The organism is Serratia sp. BIGb0163 (genome assembly GCF_024809935.1).
In the GTDB taxonomy this organism is placed as follows: Bacteria; Pseudomonadota; Gammaproteobacteria; order Enterobacterales; family Enterobacteriaceae; genus Serratia; species Serratia quinivorans.
Genome location: NZ_JANUDZ010000001.1, coordinates 2217480 through 2238870 on the forward strand (window position 1 = coordinate 2217480; position 21391 = coordinate 2238870).

At 51.4% G+C, this 21391-nt stretch carries 17 protein-coding genes and 1 tRNA gene; 6 read left to right on the plus strand and 12 right to left on the minus strand.

The features are described from left to right. Positions 1 to 10: 10 nt before the first annotated feature. A complete protein-coding gene (locus M2406_RS10605; protein ID WP_129939734.1) occupies positions 11 to 1189 on the minus strand; it encodes a Gfo/Idh/MocA family protein in 1179 nt (392 codons plus the stop codon). A gap of 321 nt (positions 1190 to 1510) precedes the next feature. Between M2406_RS10605 and M2406_RS10610 the strand changes: the two genes are divergently transcribed. Together M2406_RS10610 and M2406_RS10615 are read left to right on the plus strand one after the other, a co-directional pair. After that, positions 1511 to 2542, plus strand: a complete 1032-nt coding sequence (locus M2406_RS10610; RefSeq protein ID WP_259189879.1) for a LacI family DNA-binding transcriptional regulator — start codon at positions 1511 to 1513, stop codon at positions 2540 to 2542. A 47-nt stretch (positions 2543 to 2589) separates the two neighbouring features. After that, positions 2590 to 3276 (plus strand): aspartyl/asparaginyl beta-hydroxylase domain-containing protein, encoded by a 687-nt coding sequence (locus M2406_RS10615; RefSeq protein WP_112362550.1) that lies wholly within the window; start codon positions 2590 to 2592, stop codon positions 3274 to 3276. Here M2406_RS10615 and M2406_RS10620 read toward each other — a convergent pair. The 6 genes from M2406_RS10620 to M2406_RS10645 form a co-directional block, all read right to left on the minus strand. Next, a complete protein-coding gene (locus M2406_RS10620) occupies positions 3273 to 3989 on the minus strand; it encodes an ABC transporter ATP-binding protein (RefSeq protein ID WP_129939732.1) in 717 nt (238 codons plus the stop codon). The genes M2406_RS10615 and M2406_RS10620 overlap by 4 nt on opposite strands. Continuing rightward, positions 3986 to 4861, minus strand: coding sequence for an ABC transporter ATP-binding protein (locus tag M2406_RS10625; RefSeq protein ID WP_012145916.1), 876 nt, complete (start codon positions 4859 to 4861; stop codon positions 3986 to 3988). The genes M2406_RS10620 and M2406_RS10625 overlap by 4 nt, the downstream gene beginning before the upstream one ends. After that, positions 4858 to 6144 carry a high-affinity branched-chain amino acid ABC transporter permease LivM gene (gene livM, locus M2406_RS10630; RefSeq protein WP_012145917.1) on the minus strand — a complete coding sequence of 429 codons (1287 nt, stop codon included), beginning with the start codon at positions 6142 to 6144 and terminating at the stop codon, positions 4858 to 4860. Before livM ends, M2406_RS10625 begins: the two co-directional genes overlap by 4 nt. Positions 6145 to 6154: 10 nt before the next feature. After that, positions 6155 to 7069, minus strand: coding sequence for an ABC transporter permease subunit (locus M2406_RS10635; RefSeq protein ID WP_017893418.1), 915 nt, complete (start codon positions 7067 to 7069; stop codon positions 6155 to 6157). 150 nt (positions 7070 to 7219) lie between these two features. Continuing rightward, positions 7220 to 8338 (minus strand): branched-chain amino acid ABC transporter substrate-binding protein, encoded by a 1119-nt coding sequence (locus M2406_RS10640; RefSeq protein ID WP_012145919.1) that lies wholly within the window; start codon positions 8336 to 8338, stop codon positions 7220 to 7222. Positions 8339 to 8508: 170 nt separating this feature from the next. After that, positions 8509 to 8727, minus strand: a complete 219-nt coding sequence (locus M2406_RS10645) for a hypothetical protein (RefSeq protein ID WP_041418622.1) — start codon at positions 8725 to 8727, stop codon at positions 8509 to 8511. 90 nt (positions 8728 to 8817) lie between these two features. On the opposite strand from M2406_RS10645, the gene M2406_RS10650 reads away from it, so the two are divergent. From M2406_RS10650 to M2406_RS10665, 4 genes are all read left to right on the plus strand, one after another. Beyond that, a tRNA-Asn gene (locus M2406_RS10650) sits at positions 8818 to 8893 on the plus strand. A gap of 176 nt (positions 8894 to 9069) precedes the next feature. Beyond that, positions 9070 to 10263: an integrase arm-type DNA-binding domain-containing protein gene (locus M2406_RS10655; RefSeq protein WP_259189881.1), complete on the plus strand. Its 1194-nt coding sequence runs from the start codon at positions 9070 to 9072 to the stop codon at positions 10261 to 10263. Between the two features lie 228 nt (positions 10264 to 10491). Further along, entirely contained in the window at positions 10492 to 11448 is a 957-nt protein-coding gene (locus M2406_RS10660; RefSeq protein WP_259189882.1) for a plasmid segregation protein ParM, read from the plus strand. Positions 11449 to 11460: 12 nt separating this feature from the next. Beyond that, complete coding sequence (locus tag M2406_RS10665) at positions 11461 to 11820, plus strand: plasmid partitioning/stability family protein (RefSeq protein ID WP_259189883.1); 360 nt, start codon at positions 11461 to 11463, stop codon at positions 11818 to 11820. 217 nt (positions 11821 to 12037) lie between these two features. Here M2406_RS10665 and M2406_RS10670 read toward each other — a convergent pair whose 3' ends face one another. The 5 genes from M2406_RS10670 to M2406_RS10695 form a co-directional block, all read right to left on the minus strand. Beyond that, entirely contained in the window at positions 12038 to 13654 is a 1617-nt protein-coding gene (locus M2406_RS10670) for a DUF4041 domain-containing protein (protein WP_259189884.1), read from the minus strand. 396 nt (positions 13655 to 14050) lie between these two features. Beyond that, the gene (locus M2406_RS10675) at positions 14051 to 14293 is read right to left on the minus strand and encodes a hypothetical protein (protein ID WP_259189885.1); all 243 of its coding nucleotides are present in this window, start codon (positions 14291 to 14293) and stop codon (positions 14051 to 14053) included. A 30-nt stretch (positions 14294 to 14323) separates the two neighbouring features. Further along, positions 14324 to 14626, minus strand: a complete 303-nt coding sequence (locus M2406_RS10680; protein WP_259189970.1) for a Dabb family protein — start codon at positions 14624 to 14626, stop codon at positions 14324 to 14326. A gap of 345 nt (positions 14627 to 14971) precedes the next feature. Further along, positions 14972 to 16405, minus strand: coding sequence for a hypothetical protein (locus tag M2406_RS10690; RefSeq protein WP_259189886.1), 1434 nt, complete (start codon positions 16403 to 16405; stop codon positions 14972 to 14974). Further along, positions 16402 to 21354, minus strand: a complete 4953-nt coding sequence (locus tag M2406_RS10695) for an AAA domain-containing protein (RefSeq protein ID WP_259189972.1) — start codon at positions 21352 to 21354, stop codon at positions 16402 to 16404. The genes M2406_RS10690 and M2406_RS10695 overlap by 4 nt, the downstream gene beginning before the upstream one ends. Positions 21355 to 21391: the final 37 nt, after the last annotated feature.

A 21391-nucleotide genomic window follows, 5' to 3' on the forward strand; every position in this document is an offset into this window, starting at 1 on the left:
GCAAAAAGGTTTATTCAAAGGCTACCCAGCGAGCACCCTGATCGGCTGAGCGCACGCAGTTTTCAATCCAGCGCACACCGTCGATCCCGGCGTCGATGTCTGGATACACCAGTTGATCCAACGCCTGCCGATCGCCCCGGTTGCAGGCATCAATCGCCAGGGCGAATTTCAGGTATATGTTGGCCCAGGACTCGGTCAGCCCCTCGGTATGCAGCGCCCCCAGTCGCTCCCAGGCGTTGCAGGTTTCGTCCAGATAGGGCATACCGCGATACAGCGTCTGATTGGGTTGCCCCTGCACCTGGTAACTCAGCTCGCTGGGGTTGACGTCGGTCCATTCCAGGCTGGCCTTCGAGCCGACGATGCGAATACGCTGGCTGCTCATGGCACCGGCATTGACCGATGAGGCCCACATGCGCCCCACCGCACCGTTGGCATAGCGCATCATCACCAGCGCGTTGTCTTCCAGCGGCGCACGCGAGGGAATAAAGCTCTGCCGATCGCAAAGCAGTTCGCTGATTTGCATCTGCGGCATCACCAGTTGGGACAGGTAATAGGTGTGGGTGGAAATATCGCCCAGCACAAAGCTCGGGCCTGAGATTTGGGGATCAATGCGCCATTTCTGCGCGTCGCTGAGACGGTCAACCTCGTCGGTGGCATTAAAACCGTGGGTATATTGCAGATCCACCATGCGCACCTCGCCGATCTGCCCGTTGGCAATCATGGCGCGCATCTGCAGCAGCAACGGATGGCCGGAGAAACCGTAGGTTACGCCGACAATGCGGTTTTTCTCCGCCGCCAGTGCCTTGATTTCGTAGGCTTCCCGGCTGGTGAAAAACAGCGGTTTTTCGCAAATCACGTGCAGCCCGGCCAGCAGTGCCGCACGGGTAATTTGGTAATGGGTGCCATTCGGCGTAGCCACCGACACCACTTCAATGCCGTCCTCACGCTGTGCCTCTTGAGCAAACAGCGTGCGGTAATCGTCATAGCAGCGATCGGCATCCACCCCCAGATTGACGCCGAATTCGCGGCCGCGCTCCGGCACAATATCAAATGCCCCAGCCACCAGCGCAAAGGCGGTATTATCCCGCAATGCACCGCAACGGTGTTTATAACCCACCTGCCCCAACCGCCCGCCGCCGACCATCGCCCAGCGCAGAGGCCGTGGCGTTTTTCTTTCACCATTCAACATAGTTACTCCCGAAGCTCAAAGTTTCTGATATTTCCGCCGCATTGCACCCGGGTGCAAATTTAAAATGCACCCGGGTGCAAAATTGGGTGGCAACTTGACCGCAAAACAAATGCCACTTGCGATGGACTATTGGAGAGGGTTAAAAATAAGTCAAATGCGCCATGATAAAACTGCCGCTCAGGATCACAATTTACCGATCAAAGGATCAATATGGCGCCCTGTCCTGCACCAGGGATCCCACCGCTGACGGCAGCAACTCCCGCATCCGGCAAGGCTGTGCTAATCTGTTGAACCCATACCGTTTTTTCATCACGAGCAAAGATGATGGCGAAGAAACCCGGCGCGATCCCCGCGCCCACTGCACGCAAAGCGACGGCCAGTGATGTGGCGGCCCGCGCCGGCGTGTCCAAATGGACGGTATCGCGTGCCTTTACCGACGGTGCGTCGATCTCGCCCCATGCGATGTTGCGCGTTCAGACCGCGGCCAGAGAATTGGGCTATCGCCCTAATCTGCTGGCGCGTAGCCTGTCGAAAAAAAGCACCCGCATCATCGGGCTGGTGGCGGACGAGCTAAAAAACCCGCATATTTTCACGCTGCTGGACGAAGTCACCCGCCAGTTGCAAAGCCGCGGCTATATGGCCTTGCTGCTGAATATCACCTCGGAACACGACTATGAATCGGTGCTGACGCTGGCCGATCAAATGCAGGTGGATGGCCTGCTGTTTCTCGGCACCCTGCTCAACGATCGGCTGATTACGCTGGCACAGGATATTCACCATATTCCGCTGGTGGTGCTGTATCGCTATAGCGAAAGCCCCTATATCCAGGTGTTGGCCACTAACGGCTATCAGGCCGGGCGTGAAATTGGCGAACTGTTGCTGACGCAAAATTATCAGCGCATGGGCTATCTGGCTGGGCCAGTGAGTGAATCCACCCAGTTACGCCGCCTTGACGGTTTCCGCGCCGCGCTGGCGGAAAAACAACGCGACGTCAGCGTGGTGCTGCAGGCCCCGCATTATCAACGTCAGTGCGGCATGGAAGCCTTTGCGGCCTACCTGGCAACCACCCCGGCGGAACAACGGGTTGAGGCGATTTTTTGTGAGAACGATATTCTGGCAGTGGGGGTTATCGACGCCATCCGCGCCACACCGGGCTGTACACCGATTGCCGTGGTGGGCTTTGATGACATTGAACTGGCCGCCTCCCCCAGTTACCAATTGACCACTTATCGCCAGCCGATGCAGTCGCTGATTGCCGATGGCATTCATTGCCTGACGCAGGCTTTCGAACCGGGCGGCCAACGTTTATATAACGGTGAATTAATCGTCCGGCGGTCGCATATTAAACAATAATGATATCAACAGACGGCGAGAACTCGGGTCAGGCTTATTGAGGTCATATGTCAGCTATCTATGATTGGTCGGTGTTGGCATTACGCCGTATTTACGATCGCCGCATCAGCGGTGCGCCGGTGCTCGACAGTGCCCAACTGTTCCCCGACGCACAGCGTTTTACCGCCCAATGGCCGCAGATCCGTGATGAGGCACTGACCCTGGCGCAAGATCTGCACAATATTCCGCGATTTCACGAAATCATGAGCGAACAGGCGTCGATCTCCGCCAATGACGCGCGTGACTGGCGCATGTTTATCATGCAGGCCTACGGCCAGCCGATAACGCGCAACCTTGCACGCTGCCCCTTATTGGCCAGCCTGATCGCTTCCTCTCCGGATGTGCTCTCCGCCTCGCTGTCTTTCCTGGCCCCCGGTAAACAGGTGCCGGCGCACCGTGGCCCGTTCCGTGGCATTCTGCGCGGTTATCTGGTGCTGTCGATGCCCAAGGGTGCCGATGGTCTGCCCGCCGCCGTATTGAAAGTCGACGGGCAGGAATACCGGCTCAATGAGGGGGAATTTATGCTGTGGGACGATACCTTCGAACACGAGGTGTGGAACGACAGCGACCAGGTGCGCACCGTGTTGCTGCTGGATATCCGCCGCCGCGATTTACCCACCGGGCTGCGGATGTTGTCCAACGGCATTATTGCACTGGTGCGGCTGAACGTGCGCTGGATCCAGCGCCAGTTCTAGGCCCCGCCCAGATAGGCTTTCCTCACCTCCTGATCGTTTAACAACTCCGAACCACTGCCGGTCAGGCGGATCTGGCCGTTAACCATCACATAGCCGCGATCGGACAGTTTGAGCGCGTGGTTGGCATTCTGCTCCACCAGAAACAACGTCATGCCGCCACGGGTCAGTTCCCGTAAAATGCTGAAGATCTGTTTGACGATGATCGGTGCCAGCCCCAGGCTCGGCTCGTCCAGCAACAGCAGTTTGGGCCTGCTCATCAGCGCCCGGGCAATCGCCAGCATCTGCTGTTCGCCGCCGGACATGGTCATCGCCCGCTGGTTGCGCCGTTCCTTCAGGCGCGGGAACAGATCGAACATGCGCAACAAATCCTCATCCACATAGCGATTGCCAATGGTAATGGTGCCCATCAACAGGTTTTCCTCCACGCTCATGTCCGGGAAAATACGCCGCCCCTCCGGTGCCTGAGCGATGCCGCTGCTGGCAACGTAATGGGTGGAACGCTGGCTGATATCCTCGCCACGAAACAGGATCTGCCCGCCGCTGATGCGTGGCTGGCCGAAGATGGACATCAGCAGCGTCGACTTGCCCGCGCCGTTGGCGCCAATCAGCGCCACCGTTTCCCCTTCATTCACCTGTAACGAGACCTGCTGTAACGCCTGGATCGGGCCATAAAACACGTCTACGTTGCGAAACTCCAACATCACATTGCTCATCCCGCCAGTTCCTCTTCGTCCGCGCCAAGGTAAGCGGCGATCACCGTATCGTTGTGCTGAATTTCTTTCGGCGTGCCTTCGGCGATCACATCACCGTGATCGAGCACAATCACCCGATCGGAGATCTCCATCACCATGCCCATATCGTGTTCGATCAACAGTACCGTGATGCCGTGGTGCTGACGCAGAAAACGGATAATGCGGCTCAGCGTCGCCGTCTCTACCGGGTTTAGCCCGGCGGCGGGTTCATCGAGGCAGATCATTTCCGGCGTGGTGCACATTGCCCTGGCGATCTCCAGCCGCCGCTGTTGGCCGTAGGACATCTCCCCCGCCAGCCGGTTGGCGCAATCCACCAGCTCCACCACTTCCAGCCAGTAAAAGGCGCGATCCAGCGCCTGGTTTTCGGCCCGGCGGTAACCCGGCGTATTGAGCACGCCGGCGATCAGATTGCGGTTGCTCAGCATGTGCTGCGCCACCAGCAGGTTCTCCACCACCGACATTTCGCGGAACAAACGGATGTTCTGAAAGGTACGCGCCAGCCCGGCGCGATTGACCAGATGGGTGCCGCCAAACATTTTGTAGTAAACGCGCGAGCCCAGGCGTTTCGGGTTAACCCAGTCACCGGCGTGGAATTTCTGCCCCAGCACCTGGATCACGTCGGTTGGCCGCTTGTGGGTATTGAGCAGGATCGCGCCGCCGGTGGCGCGATAAAAACCGGTCAGACAGTTGAATACCGTGGTTTTACCGGCACCGTTGGGGCCGATCAGCGCGGTGATGGAACCGCGCTCTACCGCCAGATTCACGTCATTCAGCGCCTTGATACCGCCAAAATGCATCATCAGATGCTCAACCTGCAAGATAGCGTCGCTCATGGCTCTACCCCCTTGCGCGGAGCAAAACTGGAACGACTGATGCGCACCAGCCCACGTGGCCGCCAGATCATCATCGCCACCATCAACACGCCGAACAGCAGTACCCGGTACTCGGCAAAACTTCGCAACAGCTCAGGTGCCACCGTGAGTACAAACGCCGCCAGCACTACGCCGATGGTCGAGCCCATACCGCCCAGCACCACGATCGCCAGGATCAGCGCCGACTCAAAGAAGGTGAATGAGGTGGGGTTGACGAAGCCCTGATAAGTGGCAAAAAACACCCCGGCCAGCCCGGCGGTAGAGGCGCCCATCATAAAGGCCGATAGCTTCACCAGAACGTGGTTCAGCCCGAGCGAGCGACAGGCGATTTCATCCTCACGCAGTGCCTCCCAGGCGCGGCCGATCGGCATGCGCGTCAGCCGGTGCTTGATGTACAGCACCAGCAGCACCACCAGGAACAGCACCGCATAGATAAAGATAAATTTCAGGTTGGGGTTATAGGCGATACCGAGGAATTCGTGGATCGGCACCCCGCCGTCCTTCGCCCGTCGGCCAAATTCCAGGCCAAAAATCGTCGGCGCAGGCACCGAGACGCCGTTGGGGCCACCGGTCAGCGACATCCAGTTATTCAGCACCAGACGGATAATTTCCCCGAACCCCAGCGTGACGATCGCCAGATAGTCACCGTGCATGCGCAGCACCGGGAACCCCAGCAGCGCACCGGCCAGCGCGGCCATCAGCGCCCCCAGCGGCAACATCGCCCAGAACCCCAGCCCGAGATACTGATAACCCAACGCCAGGCCATAAGCACCAATGGCGTAGAACGCCACATAACCGAGATCCAACAGCCCGGCCAGCCCGACAACAATGTTCAACCCCAGCCCAAGCAGCACGTAAATCAGCCCCAGGATCGCCACCGTCAGCAGGTACTTGGTGGCGACAAACGGGAACAGCAGCGCGATCACCGCCATTAACGGGATGATCCATCGCAGACTGGTTTTGGCCCCTATCGGCCGGACATACACCCCGTCATTGCCGCCGTCAAAACGCGTCAACAATTTCCGCCCCGGCGCAGTTTGCAGGAACAGGCTGAGCAACAGCCGCCCGGCCATTACCGCGGCGATAATCCACGCCAGGCGGCGCGGTTCAAAGTTAAAACTGTATCCGTTGAGAACAATACCGACGATCGGCCCGAAGACGATCAAAGCGATCAGCCCGGCCAGCACCGCATCCAGCAGGCTGCGTTTAACGTTCAGCCCTGGGTGAACCATAGATTGCGACATAGTTTTCCCCTCAAACCTTAGCGACCATTGGCCGACCGAGCAGGCCCTGAGGGCGGAAAATCAGGATCACCACCAGTAAACCGAAGGAGAATACGTCTTTGTAATCGGAGTTCACCATGCCGGCAAACTGCGCCTCCGCCACGCCCAGCAGCAGCCCGCCCAGCATCGCGCCGGGTAACGAACCAATGCCCCCCAGCACCGCGGCGGTAAAGGCCTTGATGCCGATAATAAAGCCGACGTAAAAATCAAAGGTGCCGTAGTTCATGGTGATCAACACCCCCGCCAGCCCGGCCATGGCGGCACCAATCACGAACACCAGGGAGATCACCCGGTCGGTGTTGATGCCCAGAATGGACGCCATCTTGCGATCCTGCTGGGTGGCGCGGCAGATACGCCCCAGACGGGTGTGCTGAATGATGTAAGTGAGGATGGCCATGCCCAGCAGTGAGGCGACCAGGATAAACACCTTGGTGTAGGTGATTTGGATCACCCCACCGTCAAAGTTGAGGCGGAACACGCCGTCCAGCAAGGTCGGGATCCCTTGCTGGCGCGGCCCCTGGCTGATTTGCGCGTAGTTTTGCAAAATGAGCGACATGCCGATGGCGGAGATCAGCGGTGCCAGACGAGTGGAATTGCGCAAGGGTTTGTAGGCGATCCGCTCTATCACCCAGCCATACACCCCGGTGACGACGATGGTAAACACCAACGTGCCGAGGATCAGCAGCGGAAAGGATTGCAGGCCGAAGAACGACAGCAGCGCCAGCCCGATGGCGCACAGGTAGGCGGAGATCATGTACACCTCGCCGTGGGCGAAGTTAATCATGCCGATAATGCCGTAAACCATGGTGTAGCCGATGGCGATCAGGCCGTAAACCGCGCCGAGCGTCAGGCCGTTGATCAACTGTTGCAGAAAGAAAACATCCATAATGAGCAGTCTCGCCTGGTGGGACCGCAAACTAGTGCAGACGCGGCCCAAGGGAAGTATCGGCGCGGATCCGCCGAACACGCGGATCCGCTTGTCAATCATGTCAATCCAGCCCCATGCGGGCAGGAAAAACCTGAGCCTTCGGGCTGATTAGAGTTGGTGATATTTGCCTTTATCGTCCCATTGATAGACCACGTAATCCGATACCTTCAGGTCGCCTTTCTTGTCCCAGGCCTTTTTGCCCATCACGGTATCCACATCATGCGATTTCAGCCATTCGCTGGCCTTGGCGCTGTCTTTGCCGCCGGTAGCGCTGAAGGCTGCGGCGATTGCCTGAATTGAAGCATAGGAGTAGAGGGTGTAGCCTTCCGGCTCAAAACCGCTGGCGCGGAACTTGGCGATCACCGCCTTGCCCTCAGGAATTTGGCGCGGATCGTTGCCGAATGTCATCAGCACTCCGTTGGTGTACTGCGGCCCACCGGCAGCGGTCACCAGCTCTTCGGTCACGATGCAGTCACCGGAGAAGAACTTGGCGGTCACACCCTGCTCACGCATCTGGCGCACCAATGGCCCAGCCTCTGGATGGCAACCACCGAAATAGACCACGTCAGGTTTGACCGAGGCGATTTTGGTCACCAGCGCGTTGAAGTCTTTTTCACCGCGTGACAACCCTTCATACAGCACTTCCTTCACGCCGCGCTTGTTCATCTCGGCCCTGGCGGCATCTGCCAGCCCCTGGCCGTAGGTGTCTTTGTCGTGGATCACCGCAATGCGTTTGGCTTTCAGGGTATTGAGCATGTAGTTGGTGGCTATCACCCCTTGCTGGTCATCACGGCCGCACATGCGGAACATGTTGGTCATGCCGCGTTCGGTGATCTGCGGGTTGGTGGATCCGGGGGTGATGGCGATAATTCCGGCTTCGTCATACACCTCGGAGGCCGGCATGGTGGAGGAGGAGCAGAAGTGCCCGACCACCGCCGCGACCTTGTCCTGATCCACTAACCGGTTGGCGACCGAGACCGCCTGTTTGGGTTCGCAGGCGTCATCCCCCTGCACCAGTTTGATTTTTTCCCCTTTAATCCCACCGGCGGCGTTGATATCCGCTGCCGCCTGCGAGGCACCACGCCAGTACTGATCGCCATAGGTCGCATTCGGCCCGGAGAACGGCCCGGCGACGCCAATAACAATATCCGCCTGAGCATAAAAAGCAGAACCTAAACAACCGATAAGCAGAGCAGCGAGCGGACTTTTAATAAGTTTCGATGACATTGTTGTATTCCTCAGCACTGTTTTAGCGAAACGCCCAGGGGCGTGGAGCAGTCACTTTATGTGTAGACGGGGAAAATAATTTGCGCGAGAGCGCAGTCGCATTACCCGAATTTAGGTAAGCAAAAATCCAGCCATTGTGACGGCCAATACATATTTTCTGTTCATTCATCCTACATATCAGAGGCAAAACGCGGAGGTTTGCTGCCGTCAGAAGGCGCAGCGGGGGGATCAAGTGGCAAATTCGCGGCAAAATCTTTCTGCTGCTCGCCAGGTGCCTCTCCCCTTGCGCACCAGAAGCGTGCAATGGCAGGTGCAACCAGGAAGTCGGGGATTTTGTGGTGATAAACAGCGTGATTGAACAGGATGAGTGCCGAAAAACAACGCAACATGCTCATTCCATCAGCAAACGCGCTTTTCTTGCAGTTTAGTGCTTTGACAAAGCCGCACCACCCCGCTATTATTCGCCCCGTTCACACGATTCCTCTGTAGTTCAGTCGGTAGAACGGCGGACTGTTAATCCGTATGTCACTGGTTCGAGTCCAGTCAGAGGAGCCAAACTCAAGTCGATGGAGTTCCACCGAACTCCACCTTCCCTCGCTAGAAACCCTGATATCATTGATTTTACTCATAGCTGAGCTCCACCCAATTCTCTATACTTCCACCTAAATCAACTACAAGGTGGGGGCCATTTTTGGGGCTCTTCCAGTTCAACGATTTCTTGGGGCCCCCATATGCCACTGAACGCCAGGCAGGTAGAGACCTGCAAACCAAAAGAGAAAGAATATAAGCTCTCCGACGAACGCGGCCTTTACCTGCTCGTCAAACCCAATGGCTCACGCTACTGGAGAATGAAGTACTATTTCGGCGGTAAAGAGAAAAAATTATCCATCGGTGTATATCCTGACATTTCTCTTGCTGACGCTCGTAGTCGTCGTGATGACGCCAGAAAGTTAATAACCGATGGGCAAGACCCGGGTGAGAAGAAAAAGCGCGATAAACTTACACGTAAAATTTCCGTTGAAAACACGTTTAAAGCCCTGGCTCTAGAATGGTATCAGCACAAATCCACCACCTGGGCTAAAAATACCGCCGACTGGGCTTTAGATGCGCTTGAGAAAGACATCTTCCCTGCCGTAGGTAACCGTCCTGTCACCGACATTGTCCCCCTGGAAATGCTCACCGTATTTCGTTGCATCGAAAAACGTGGCGCGCTGGTCAAATTGGGAAAGATACGACGCTACTGCAGCCAAATATTCCGATACGCCATCGCAACCGGACGTGCCACGCTAAACCCTATTGCGGATCTGGCCTGTACACTGGCAACCCCCGAAACATCGCATTTCCCCCACCTTAGTCATGACGAACTCCCGGCATTTATTCATAAACTACGAAGTTATCAGGGACCGGTCACCGGTGCCGCAACACAACTGATGCTTCTTACCGGTCTTCGGACGATTGAATTACGGGCTGCTGAATGGTGCGAGTTCGATTTTGATAATGCGCTCTGGACCATACCAAAATCCCGTATGAAGAAACGGCGTATGCATCTGGTCCCATTATCACAGCAAGCGATCACTATATTACGTGCTCTACAGTCCCTCACAGGCCAATTTCGCTTGCTGTTCCCTGGCCGAAATGATGTTAACAAACCCATCAGTGAAGCCACTATAAACAAGGTCCTCAAAATCCTGGGTTACCAGGGGAAAGCAACGGGTCACGGTTTTCGACATACCATGAGCACCATTTTGCATGAGCAGGGCTTTAATTCTGCCTGGATCGAAATGCAACTGGCCCATCTGGACAAAAACAGTATACGTGGCACATACAACCACGCCCAATATCTCGAAAGCCGACGTGAAATGATGCAATGGTACGCAGACTACATTGACAATCTTGCCACCAGCGCAGAAAAGAAAACGGCATAACCCGGACGCCTGGCTTTCAAGACTGGGCGCCCCTTTCCTACGATTCATACCGCTCAATTGCTCGTGTGTAACCGCCCCATCAGCCACTGCCTTAACCTCCCCAACATCAACAAACCTCCGTTTTTCTCAACATAGACTCTGGGATAGCTCATTCAGCACCATTTATGCTCGTGACCACGCAGAAAGTCTCAATTTCAACTCACATTTGACTCAACAAGAGGTGCATTTATGCGCATTTTTATTGACGACGGCTCAACTCATATCAAGATGCTGTGGGAACAGCACGGCAAAACCTTTACCCACATCAGCCCTAACAGCTTCAAACGCGGATGGTCAGCCACATTTGGCAACGGTAAGCCGTTCAACTACACAGCAGGCAAAGAGAAATATTCATTCGACCTGATTTCTCCGGATTCACTCACCACCAGTAATATCGAATGGCAGTACAGTCCGCTCAATGCCGTTGCAGTCCATCACGCGCTACGAACCAGTGGGCTTGCACCACAGTGCGTGGATATCGTGGTGACACTGCCGCTGGCGGAGTTCTACGACGAAGACGCCCAGTACCGACTCGATAACATTGAGCGCAAGAAACAGAGTCTGCTGCAACCTGTGGAACTGAATAACGGTCACCTGTTTACCATCACCCGCGTTACCGTGCGTCCGGAGTCCATTCCTGCCGGGATTGCGTTGTGCGATCAACTCTCGGCATCCAACTCGGTATTGATAGTTGATCTCGGCGGAACAACGCTTGATATCTCGCAGGTAGCGGGCCAGATGTCTTCGGTATCACGTATCTACGGCGATCCCACGTTAGGCGTATCGCTGGTGACCGATGAAGTGCAGAAGGCTTTACGTAAAGCCGGTATGTCGCCATCCCGTTACAACGTGGACCGGCTGATTATCAAACGGTTCGACGATACGTACCTGGCGAACAATATCAACGATCCCCGTGATGTCGATAGCATTAAGCAGGCTATCCACAACGGTATTGCGCGTTATCGTGCGCGGGTACTGGAAGCGGTTGATCGTTTCAAAGGTTATACCCATGTCGCGGTGGTTGGTGGTGGAGCCTGTCTGCTGGCTGATGCCATTCGCACCCATGTTAACCTGCGCGAAGATCGTTTCTTTGTGGCACCGGATCCGCAATTCGCACTGGTTCACGGTCTGAAAGCATTGGGTTAATAAGGATGTCTAATGAACCGCAGAAAGGTACTGATTTACCTTCGCCCTGATACGCATGCCAGCGAACGTTTTGCTGATGCGAGGATTGAGGCACATCATCGCGGCGATCGCGGTGAATTATCACGAACGGCGTTACTGGCTGGTATAGCGCTGGGCGAGATTGACAGCCGGTTGCCGTCGGTACTGGCTGCGCTTCTGGCTGAAAACACCAGTCCGGAAACCTTGCGCACCATGCTGTCGTCGTTTCTGAATATCCAGCATGGCTCTGGGCCACCTGTAGTGATGACTGCTATAGAGCAAGCTCCTGTTGTAACTGAACAATCCAACTGCAGTGTTTCAGCGAAGAATCTGGCGGGCTCTCTGCCTAATTGATCCTTAATTAATATTACTATTACATCAAAGAAAAAATAAAAGAATAATCTTGGACGCTCAGCCTTTGTGGCCGGGCGTCCTTTTATCGTTATGTTCTAATCAACATCACCAGCACTAACGGTGCTGCTCCCGCAGCTCAGCACGAGAGTATCCACGATTTGGACTGCTCTGAAAATCGACTTCAGGACTTCATAAGCAGAATGCGGAAGCCAGAGGATTAAAGGGTTTCCGCAAATCGGGATTGTTTCACTTCAATTTTCGCCACGGTGGCTTCTGCAGCCTGCTGTTTACGAATTGCCTTCGTTTCGTGGTAGTGCTGAGCACTGGCCGTTTCTATAAAGTCGACATCATTACCCGCCACATCAAACACCGCGGCTTTAATGTCCGCCAGGCTCACGTTAAAGAACTCTTTGCGCTTGTTAACTAAGTTGGTGCGTTTCTCGCTGAAATGCTGGTGAAGTGAACTTTCCATAGCAGGGGCATCATCACTGTGGATCATGGCATGGACATCAAACATAAACGGTACAGAAGCACTACCCAATTCGTCCACGCGATCTTGTGGGTCAAGTCGACGCGTCATACCAATTTTAAAGACGTCCTCTCCAAAAGAACCAATATTAGATATCACGTATACATGGCCGCGTCTGGTCTGCTGCGCCATGCTCAGGGCTTTTTGTCCTTTCAGCTCCGCTTCAGTCAGGGCCTCTTCCAATGCGTCGATTTTATCTTGATATTTTGACGCCTGCTCAGCGGTCATTTTTGCCAGTTTCTCGCTCATTTCTTTACGCGCTTTATCCAGGGCTTTCTGTGCTCGGCGTTCTTCCTCTTCGGCTTCACGGATGGCTCGTTCAATCTCAGCCTGGGCTTTACGCTCTTCGGCCATCTGGGCACGGATTTCTCGTTGTTCTTCTTTTTCTTCCTGCTTTTTGGCGCGGTATTCAAAAGTGAGCTGCAGTTCTTCAATTTTCAAATCGCGGTAAGCGTGGTTGATATGGATCTGATTCACTTCGTTCAGCTTGTTTAATACATCAAAAGCTTTATAGATACGTGATTCCATGGTGGCGACGTTCTTAAAGGTGGTGTTAGCAATGGCTGCATCACATTCACCGTTAAACGCACGGGCAGTCATGTTAATGCCGCGTGTGGTCATCTTCTTACCTTCAGACTTCGAGCCGTGTACAATCCATTCCGTGTTGCAATAGATGGCTCCTAGCGCGGTCTTCACACGTAACATGTCTTTCTGACGCTGGCGGTTGGCACGTATTGCATCCTGGAAAATCGCAGATGTATCAAATTCAAAATGCGGCGCATAGAATCCCATTTCGGCAAAATCCATGTCGTCTTTATAGATGGATAATGCTTCTTCCAGTTCGTCGAAGATAACTTTTTTATCACGATATGAAGTGCGCAGCTCATCAATCTGCTTTTCAATTTCAGTTCGCCTGGTGCTTTGCGTTTCCACAGCGGCCAGCGCATCGCTGTTCAGACGACGAGCGGCAACCTGCGCATCAGAAAGAATGTTATCGGCACGGGTAATAATCTCTTTCGCCCCTTGCTTACTAACAGAAATAATGTTAGCTGCTTCTATTTTTCCTTCATCCAGAATGCGCTGTGATTCAATTTCTATCTCATGCGCAGCCGCTTTCGCAAGTTCCACGATACTAATAGCTTCAGACTCAGCGTTAACGATAGGCGCATAACGTTCAAGCCGTGCTGCTTTATCAGCAGCGTCCGCCCTGGCATTTTTTAATTTTCTGCTATATACCACCATCACAACCAGCATGGTAATAAAAGTAAGAATCCCTGCTGAAATCGTGTAATACATCATGTTCATTGAAATAACGCCTGCAAATTAAGGTTCTTTATAAAAAAACAAGTACACACAACGAGTACCACAACTTTTCAATCGGTTAGTGATGCTTCAAGAAGACTAATCCCCGCTCTGTTAACAGGAACCTGACGACGAATATTTTCGTCAATCCAGCTCACACTTGTTTTTTCTGCGTAAAAGTCGCTCCCGCGCTTTTTCTACCGCCCGATTGGTCCTGTCGGGGAACAGCGTGGCCTGTTGCTCAGCAACACTGAGATGCATATTTTTTCCAGCAACGCCCACTCTTCTGCGCTCCAGGGGCGAAATCCGGCTGTGCTTTCCCGGGATTTCTTCAGGCCCAGCCTTCTCGCCATCACCCTGACGGCAACCTCATTCCTGCCCGGTAGTTGGTGTATGACTTCAGTACCTATCTGCGTCATTAAAAACGGGGATGTTATCCCCCTCAGCAAGACTCCAGCGCTCATGCCTGTCAAGAACCCACCCGGCCTGCCGCAACTGCTCCAGGATAAATCGCGTGGTGTGCTCACTCAGGCCTGTCATGGTGGTGACTGCCTGTAACGTCATGACCGGTGCTTCTCTGAATGCACCCATAATGCGTTTTGCGTCATCCGTCATCGTCTGTGCCATTTCACTCAAATCCATCAGGTTATCAATCTACAGAAAAAAAATAAATCAGGGGTTCAGGGTATAATCCAGTACGATGATGTCCCGCAGAACGGGCCTGAAGATAACCTTCAGCGCCTCATGGGCCGGATGCGGCAGATAGCGCTGACGAGCAGCTTCATCCGCAAATGTCATCATCACACAGTGAGTAAACCCCGTATTCTTCTCTTCGGGGCTATCATTGATGCCCCATTCCACGCTTATAACGCCTTCAATCCGATCGGGGATCTCCAGAAATGCTGATCTGACGGCCAGTATTTGTTCCACTGACGCCTCGTCAGTGAACGTGATAAACAGAATATGTCTGATCATGGTTAACTCCAGTCGATACTGGTGGTAGTGTAAAAACCACATGTTCAAGGTCGTCTGGTGTGACGCGAATAATGCTCTCACCAGGTAAACCGGAGCGCAACAGAACCAGGCGGCGGTCTGCAGGTCGCTGCCGTTATGGCGAAACAGGGGGCACACAGTTGTGCCACTTTCCACCAGTCCACGTCGGGTCTGGCCGGGTGGGTCAGCTTGCTCAGTTCGTCGCACACCTGCGTGTATTCAGGCCATGCGCAGGGATCCAGGCCCGCATGAACGGGCAGGTTTCGGGAAAACATAATCAAACGTCCTTAATTCAGGAGGATTATTGTTACTTCTGATGCCAGCCGTTCAACGATTTCGAACTATTGATGAAATAGAACCACAATCATGTGGTTTATCAAAAGCAGAGCTACTTTTAATATATTCAGTAATCAGCGTTCCAATAATTTTTACCGACTCTTTGTTAGTTGTTATAAAACCCAATGGCATAGTCACTGGCAAAGTTTCTGGTTGAGAAATATGATAGATAACAACAGATAATTCATTATCGAGATGAAGGATCTCAACATTACCATCTAACAATCCTTCAATAATCCCTTTAGCATACTCGTGGAATTGTCCAAGTTCATACATCCATTGCTTGGCTACTCTAGAATCATCATCTGAGACTGGTACGTATAATACAGGTTTATATAACTGCTTATCTTTAGTACTCGACTTATGAATAAAATCACTCAAGCTAGAGATAAAGCATTCGCTCTTTGACCAGTATGGATCTGATGGTGCGATCCACATGAAATGACTACTGCCATGATCAGCTTTGTCTTTGATACGCTGCCCGATCACCGGTGCCAAAGTTTTTTGCAGCTTTGCCCAATTATTTTTAGCGTATATTGGGCCTAAGAAAGTCGTTCTGCCTGAGGCAGAGTATTCTTCCAGGGCCTGCATATCCTTAATAAAAGCTGGATTAAGCTGATTAGTTTTTGAGTCAAATAATTTAAGCGTATTTTCATCATTGAGTGATACCATGCCCTTAAATATACTCATGGTATTGTTAAGCCGTAATAGCCTTGATATTTCAATAGCCATTAACTCATGAACACATTCAGAGCTATTTAAGTATTCGTAGTCTTCACGCTCGACAGCCTTACCATCGTTATCCATTTTAAACTCAGTTGTTAAACGTAGCGGAAATTGCCGGAGTTTATTAACAGAATTAACGGTATAAATAGAAGGCTGCTCTTTTCCGCCCTGAACTTGTAAGTGAGACAGGTAGCCTTTATCCAGGATCTGATTAAACTGATACTGAAAGTGTTTCTCAACCAACCTCTCACTTTGAGAAATATTATTGTCATCAACCTTTAATGATATCCCTCCCCTCCAGTGGTCCTGGACATTTTGGTTGCTGAAGCAACTAAAAGTAGCTAAATCAAATGATAAGGTACCTCCACTATCTTGGACAGTTGAAAGGTGCGGCATCTCTCCAACCTCAGAAAAATATCCATTTGATTTGTCGGTTAATGTCAGTCTGCCGTCTGAGGAGAGCGTAAGTTCTCCACGTTGCACAAGATCTGAGATCGCCTCCTCTGTCTCACGGTGGCTCAGGCCGAAATAGGTTGATATTTGTGCTTTGCTCATTGAGGCTACATGAACAAGTCTCAGAACAAATTCCCGGATAAATGGCAACCCTTTCTGGGAAACATATGAAAACTGAATGTTAAACCTTTGCGCAGGAAGTAAGAAGTCAACCTCGTGATAGGTTACTTTGTTATCAGATATCATTTCTTTTTCCCTCCCTGCTGAGCTGAGAGGAACACATATCCAGCGTCCTGACCTCGTTCAGCCATATAGCGAACAACGGAGCCTAATGGCCGCTCTTTATTGTTTCCCTTCCATACATCGGCATTGCCAACGATTAATAAGCGATCCATTGCTCGTGACATTGCTACATTGACACGATTTGGAGCGCGTAAGAAACCTGGGCTATGTTGTTTATCCGAACGCGTCAGAGATAAAATGATGATACGATTTTCCTTGCCCTGATAACTGTCAACCGTGTCAATTTTAACAATATCCTTAAAGCCGTCGCTCCAGATTTCCTGATTGAATTTCTGACGTAGCAACCGCTTTTGTTCGGCATACATACAAATTACTCCGATAGCGGCTTCATCTTTGTTAACGAGCTTTGAAAGCTGAGCGACGAATTCTTCATTCTCTGACACCTGTTTAAGTACAGAAATAATCTCGTCAGCTTCGCTTCGGTTGTAAATACTTGTTCCACGATCTTCAAGATGGTGGGCCCGATGGCCCAGGGTAGCAGTATCCAGCCAGGTCACTACGCTACATAAAGCTTCTGGTGCATGCTGATAGACATCAGGAATTGCTCGCTCTCCATTTCGAAGCTTCCCTTCATAGAAGGTCTTTGATACAAGTTCACCAATTGGTGGAGCCATACGATATTGAGTCAGTAGAGCTGCACTAGCTTGCGCACCATAAGTAGAGTTAAAGGCACGCGCAAAGTCACTTCGTAATACCTCATCAATTTCAGTGCGAGAATTATTGATACCCAATTTCCTCGCTAATGCCGCCTTGTGAGCATCTGAGTACAGTGGTGGAAGCTGCAGATGGTCTCCAACTAACAGGACGCGTCTCGCCGACTGCATCGCAATAGCAAGTTCACTCGCAATCGAGCGCGCAGCTTCATCAATGATCACCCAATCGTAGATATTCTCTTGGATGCCAATGTGCCCCTGTCCAATACCGACGCATGTACCAGCCACTAACTGCCTGGAGCGTGAATAAAACTCGTCAAGGTTCACTCGCTCTCCCGACATAGCATCCTGCATATCCCGGGATATTTTAGCTAATGCCTTTACTCGTCTTGCCTCATCAGGTCTGACGCCATACTCCTTACACAACTTGGAAATCAGAATTTCTTTTGCTGCAGAGACCTTAGCGTCTTTGTCCAAGTTTATCCCATACTCTTGGCTCAACCTAGAGCGGATCGAAAAATCGAGCTCAAGTGAAATATCTTTCAGCTCCTTGAGCTCTTTTGGATCAGTTAACTCGTTAACCTGATAGAGTAATTTCTCAAGGTGATCTATTTGCTTGAACAACCTTAGCTCCGCAAGCACGACACCAGAAATAAACCCCGGTTCCAAACCAATGGCTTCACTCAACGATTCAACGCGGTACTTAATTTCAGCATTGAACAGTTCGCGCTTCTCCGTTGTGATTGCGTTTGAATACACATCTTTCAGGCCAGGAGAAACGGCCCCTTCACGGTTACTGAATCTGACGACGTCCAGCTCTGTACCAAGTCGGGAACAGTGCTTTCTGATGCGCTCGGCCGCTGTATTCACAGCCTCGTGTGACTGACTAACCAATAAAATGCGTTTGGTGTTCTGTTTCTCAATCAGGTAGTGGACAAAGGCCGCGATAAACTCGGTTTTACCGGTCCCCGGAGGCCCCTGCAGCAAGGATAGAGGGCCATTATTAACCAGTATGTTAAACGCCTTTCTTTGCTGGTCATTCAGACTGATCCTGTTTCCGTGCTGGTCTTCACGATCGTATCTGGCAAAATCGGCATCGCTGACAGTGATATCATAATTTTGAGCAACCTGTTTGCAGGATGGGTCGAACAGATCAATTAAGTCAGGCAGCACACTTTCTCGATCGAGGAGTCGTTCCAGCGCTCGTTTACGCTTCTGATAAGAAGCTCGATCCTGCTTTGTGCGAAAGAAGACAATATCAGAATCTTTCAATCTGTAGGCCGCTGAACGCGCTTTGACCAGTCGAATCTCTTTGAGCTCTGACTTCTTAAGTGACACCTCACCAATAAATCGCTCAACCCCTTCCTGATCAACCTGTAAGGCTTCAACTTCATCGCTACTCCTGAAAGCGCCAAGAGGATCAACATCTGCAGAGTAAGGGATGAGTAACTCCCCATGAGCATCTGCAACAGGGACTACCTCACCACTGACCTCAATGTTTGGATACGATTCTGTTTCAGTATCCAGAATGGCGCGCCACAACTTCACCGTCTGGATTTCCAACACTTCTTTTAAAGCAGGCTCCAGAGACTGCTTATCAAGTCTTGCAAAGGCATCTTTTAACTGAAGAGTAAGCGGATCCTGTGCCTGAACGTCTTCAGATGCGGCAATCAACTCGATTGCCCGGGAAAAAGATTCTTCTTCATTAAGTAATACTGCCAACGCCGACATATTCTGCGGGCTGCCGGGAATAATCCTTATGCCGGTACCAATTTCGAACTGGCTTTCATCAATATCTTGCTTACGAATTGATGAGCGAGCCCTTGGATTAAAGCCATAAAGCAGCGCCTTCTGTTCTTTGCTGAACATTGCAGAAAAACTGCCCCCAATCCCGGTGAAAGTGACTTTTACTTCAGCTGGTTCTTTACGATTTGGCTCAACTTTGACATACAGATGCCCGTTATCAGGCAGAACAGAGATTATTTCATCGGCGTTTCCTGCTGTAATCTCTATCAGAGCTTGTTTTGACGCCAGGTCATAACTGTCTATCGCTTTTTTAAACCGGCCTAAATCCTTAAACCCAAAAATCGGATCTTCCAGTTCAGCCCGGATGGCATTCGCAACGGTCGGGTAAAGGTCTGATTCATGCCCCCAGGACAAACCTAACAACTCGCAGGACATCTTCATCACTGCATAGTTATCGCGTTCAAAGGAAGTACAATTATCAATATATTCAGGACTGTAGCTGTGGTTTTTAGGTTCGTCACCCGACAGTGAAAAATCGGGGATATCGATGAGAAAAAGCGATCGCCCCTCCGTCCCAAGCATCACATTGCCAGGGTGGATGTCCCCGTGAGAAACACCAAGACTGTGCAAATGCTCAACTGCGGCGACAAACTTATCAATGAGATCGATTTTTTCATCATCTGAGACCACCATTTTGTCCCAAGTCTCTCCATGTACCTGATCCGTGACCATATACAGGCTCGATGATTTAGATGCGATACCAAATTCACGAATTTCAGGCAGATACGTTGGTTTAACTAAAGAAAGCTGTTCCACCTGTTTTAAAAACTTCAAAACCTGGAAGTTTATTGATGAATCGTCTCCTTGCCCACCAACATTCAGCCACGCCTTCACCAGCCGTCCATCCGAGATATAGACTTCTTTATCAGATGTTTCTACCAGAAAGTCTTCATCTTCCCGATACTGACGAGAGTGGTTAATAGCATGCCTGTAAGGGTCAAGCTCAGTATCATCAAATGTTGGGATCACCTTGCCTGCAGGTTCAGCTTGTTTAAGGGCATCAAAGAAATCCGTCGCGGAAGCAAATTTTGCAGCAACAGCATCCAGTAATACATCTGAATACCAGTGCTGGCTGTTTAACATACTCTCCTGTACTGTCTCCAGACTCTTTGGCGACATGCGCTTACCGTTTAATAAGTGCCACGCTACAAGGCCCAGAGCATGAACATCCTGCTGAAAAGGCGTAAGTTCGCCCCCATCAAGCATGTCTTTTACCTCGACAGCGCCCACGGATAAAAGCTTACGATAATCTCCGACCGTTCCAGTTGGTCGATGATATGCCGAAATAAAGTTCGAAAGGGCGACTTCTTTTGAAGGTGAAATCCACAAACTGTGATCAGCGATATCCCTGTGCGCAATTTTCATCTCATGGAGATCGCTAAACTTCGCAATGAGCAGTTTGACCACATTCAATCGGTCCAGGTCTGAAAACGCCTTTCCATACTTTCCGATGAATTCGTTAAACCGAACATGACCCGGTGGAAGTTCATAGACTTCGCTGTACTCGGCCGTCACTTCGTCTTTCTGAAAACTCGTCAGAGACCTCAGACAGTGGTTATACAGATCCCGGTTCTGGTGATTGATGTGCTGTAACACTTCCCGCTCACGTGAAACGATCTCAGCTCTTCCTTCCGGCGTGTACGCTTTCGTCCCTTGGATATTCCGGAAATTCCATACTCTGAGTAATGCTTCGCTATTTGCTGATATTTCTGATTTTGCCAGGTATTCCCGATACACCTTTTTAGGATGTTCGAAAATCATATCCTTAGCTTCGAATCCATTAACCCTCAGGGCTTTTGGCGCTGTCTGAGGTCCTAAGAAAAGGTTATCAAAAAGGGGAAAATCTTTGTTTAGAACCTGGGAGCCTGGATGGGGTCTGAAGTAGTTGTTGAATGTGTTGCGATCAGCAAATTTAAGAAAATCTGTTAACGAGATCGTATGGTGAAGTTGTTCTTCCGGTAACTCACTGAAGTCCGCATTGCCAGTCATCACAACAAAGAAATGTACAAATGGAACATAGCCTTTGTTCGTAAAACGATCTGTCAGACGCTTGAGTTTGTTGTCCAGCGTGAACTTTTTGCCACGAGTCACGCTTACTGGCGAGCGTCCCATGTTCTTATCACCCTTATACCAAGTCTCCCCGCGCGCAGTTACAGGCTGATGGTTCCAGTCCTTCAACTCAACTATGATCACATTGCAATGCGTAACAATGACTAAATCGAATTCACCTTCTTTTTTTGCCTCAACAAAACGAAAACCTGCATAACCTTTCCAGGGGAACATTCCGTTGCCGGTATAACCATAGCTTTGTAGCTGCTCGCCAATAGAACCTCCACGAACAGGCTTGTCAGACTTGGATAAATTATCGGAAAATGCAGCCTTTATTTTCTCGATAGCTACCACTTCTTGCGCTTGTAAGCCACCATCCCACATTTCTACTTCCAACTGAATTCCCCTTAGATTTCAATCT

Excerpts from the sequence above, each read along its gene's own strand:
- livM (WP_012145917.1), bottom strand. The coding sequence starts at position 6,144 with ATGTCGCAATCTATGGTTCACCCAGGGCTGAACGTTAAACGCAGCCTG.
- M2406_RS10665 (WP_259189883.1), top strand. The coding sequence starts at position 11,461 with ATGAACCGCAGAAAGGTACTGATTTACCTTCGCCCTGATACGCATGCC.
- M2406_RS10635 (WP_017893418.1), bottom strand. The coding sequence starts at position 7,069 with ATGGATGTTTTCTTTCTGCAACAGTTGATCAACGGCCTGACGCTCGGC.
- M2406_RS10640 (WP_012145919.1), bottom strand. The coding sequence starts at position 8,338 with ATGTCATCGAAACTTATTAAAAGTCCGCTCGCTGCTCTGCTTATCGGT.
- M2406_RS10605 (WP_129939734.1), bottom strand. The coding sequence starts at position 1,189 with ATGTTGAATGGTGAAAGAAAAACGCCACGGCCTCTGCGCTGGGCGATG.
- M2406_RS10660 (WP_259189882.1), top strand. The coding sequence starts at position 10,492 with ATGCGCATTTTTATTGACGACGGCTCAACTCATATCAAGATGCTGTGG.
- M2406_RS10675 (WP_259189885.1), bottom strand. The coding sequence starts at position 14,293 with ATGGATTTGAGTGAAATGGCACAGACGATGACGGATGACGCAAAACGC.
- M2406_RS10655 (WP_259189881.1), top strand. The coding sequence starts at position 9,070 with ATGCCACTGAACGCCAGGCAGGTAGAGACCTGCAAACCAAAAGAGAAA.
- M2406_RS10695 (WP_259189972.1), bottom strand. The coding sequence starts at position 21,354 with ATGTGGGATGGTGGCTTACAAGCGCAAGAAGTGGTAGCTATCGAGAAA.
- M2406_RS10690 (WP_259189886.1), bottom strand. The coding sequence starts at position 16,405 with ATGATATCTGATAACAAAGTAACCTATCACGAGGTTGACTTCTTACTT.
- M2406_RS10620 (WP_129939732.1), bottom strand. The coding sequence starts at position 3,989 with ATGAGCAATGTGATGTTGGAGTTTCGCAACGTAGACGTGTTTTATGGC.
- M2406_RS10680 (WP_259189970.1), bottom strand. The coding sequence starts at position 14,626 with ATGATCAGACATATTCTGTTTATCACGTTCACTGACGAGGCGTCAGTG.
- M2406_RS10615 (WP_112362550.1), top strand. The coding sequence starts at position 2,590 with ATGTCAGCTATCTATGATTGGTCGGTGTTGGCATTACGCCGTATTTAC.
- M2406_RS10625 (WP_012145916.1), bottom strand. The coding sequence starts at position 4,861 with ATGAGCGACGCTATCTTGCAGGTTGAGCATCTGATGATGCATTTTGGC.
- M2406_RS10670 (WP_259189884.1), bottom strand. The coding sequence starts at position 13,654 with ATGAACATGATGTATTACACGATTTCAGCAGGGATTCTTACTTTTATT.
- M2406_RS10645 (WP_041418622.1), bottom strand. The coding sequence starts at position 8,727 with ATGTTGCGTTGTTTTTCGGCACTCATCCTGTTCAATCACGCTGTTTAT.
- M2406_RS10610 (WP_259189879.1), top strand. The coding sequence starts at position 1,511 with ATGATGGCGAAGAAACCCGGCGCGATCCCCGCGCCCACTGCACGCAAA.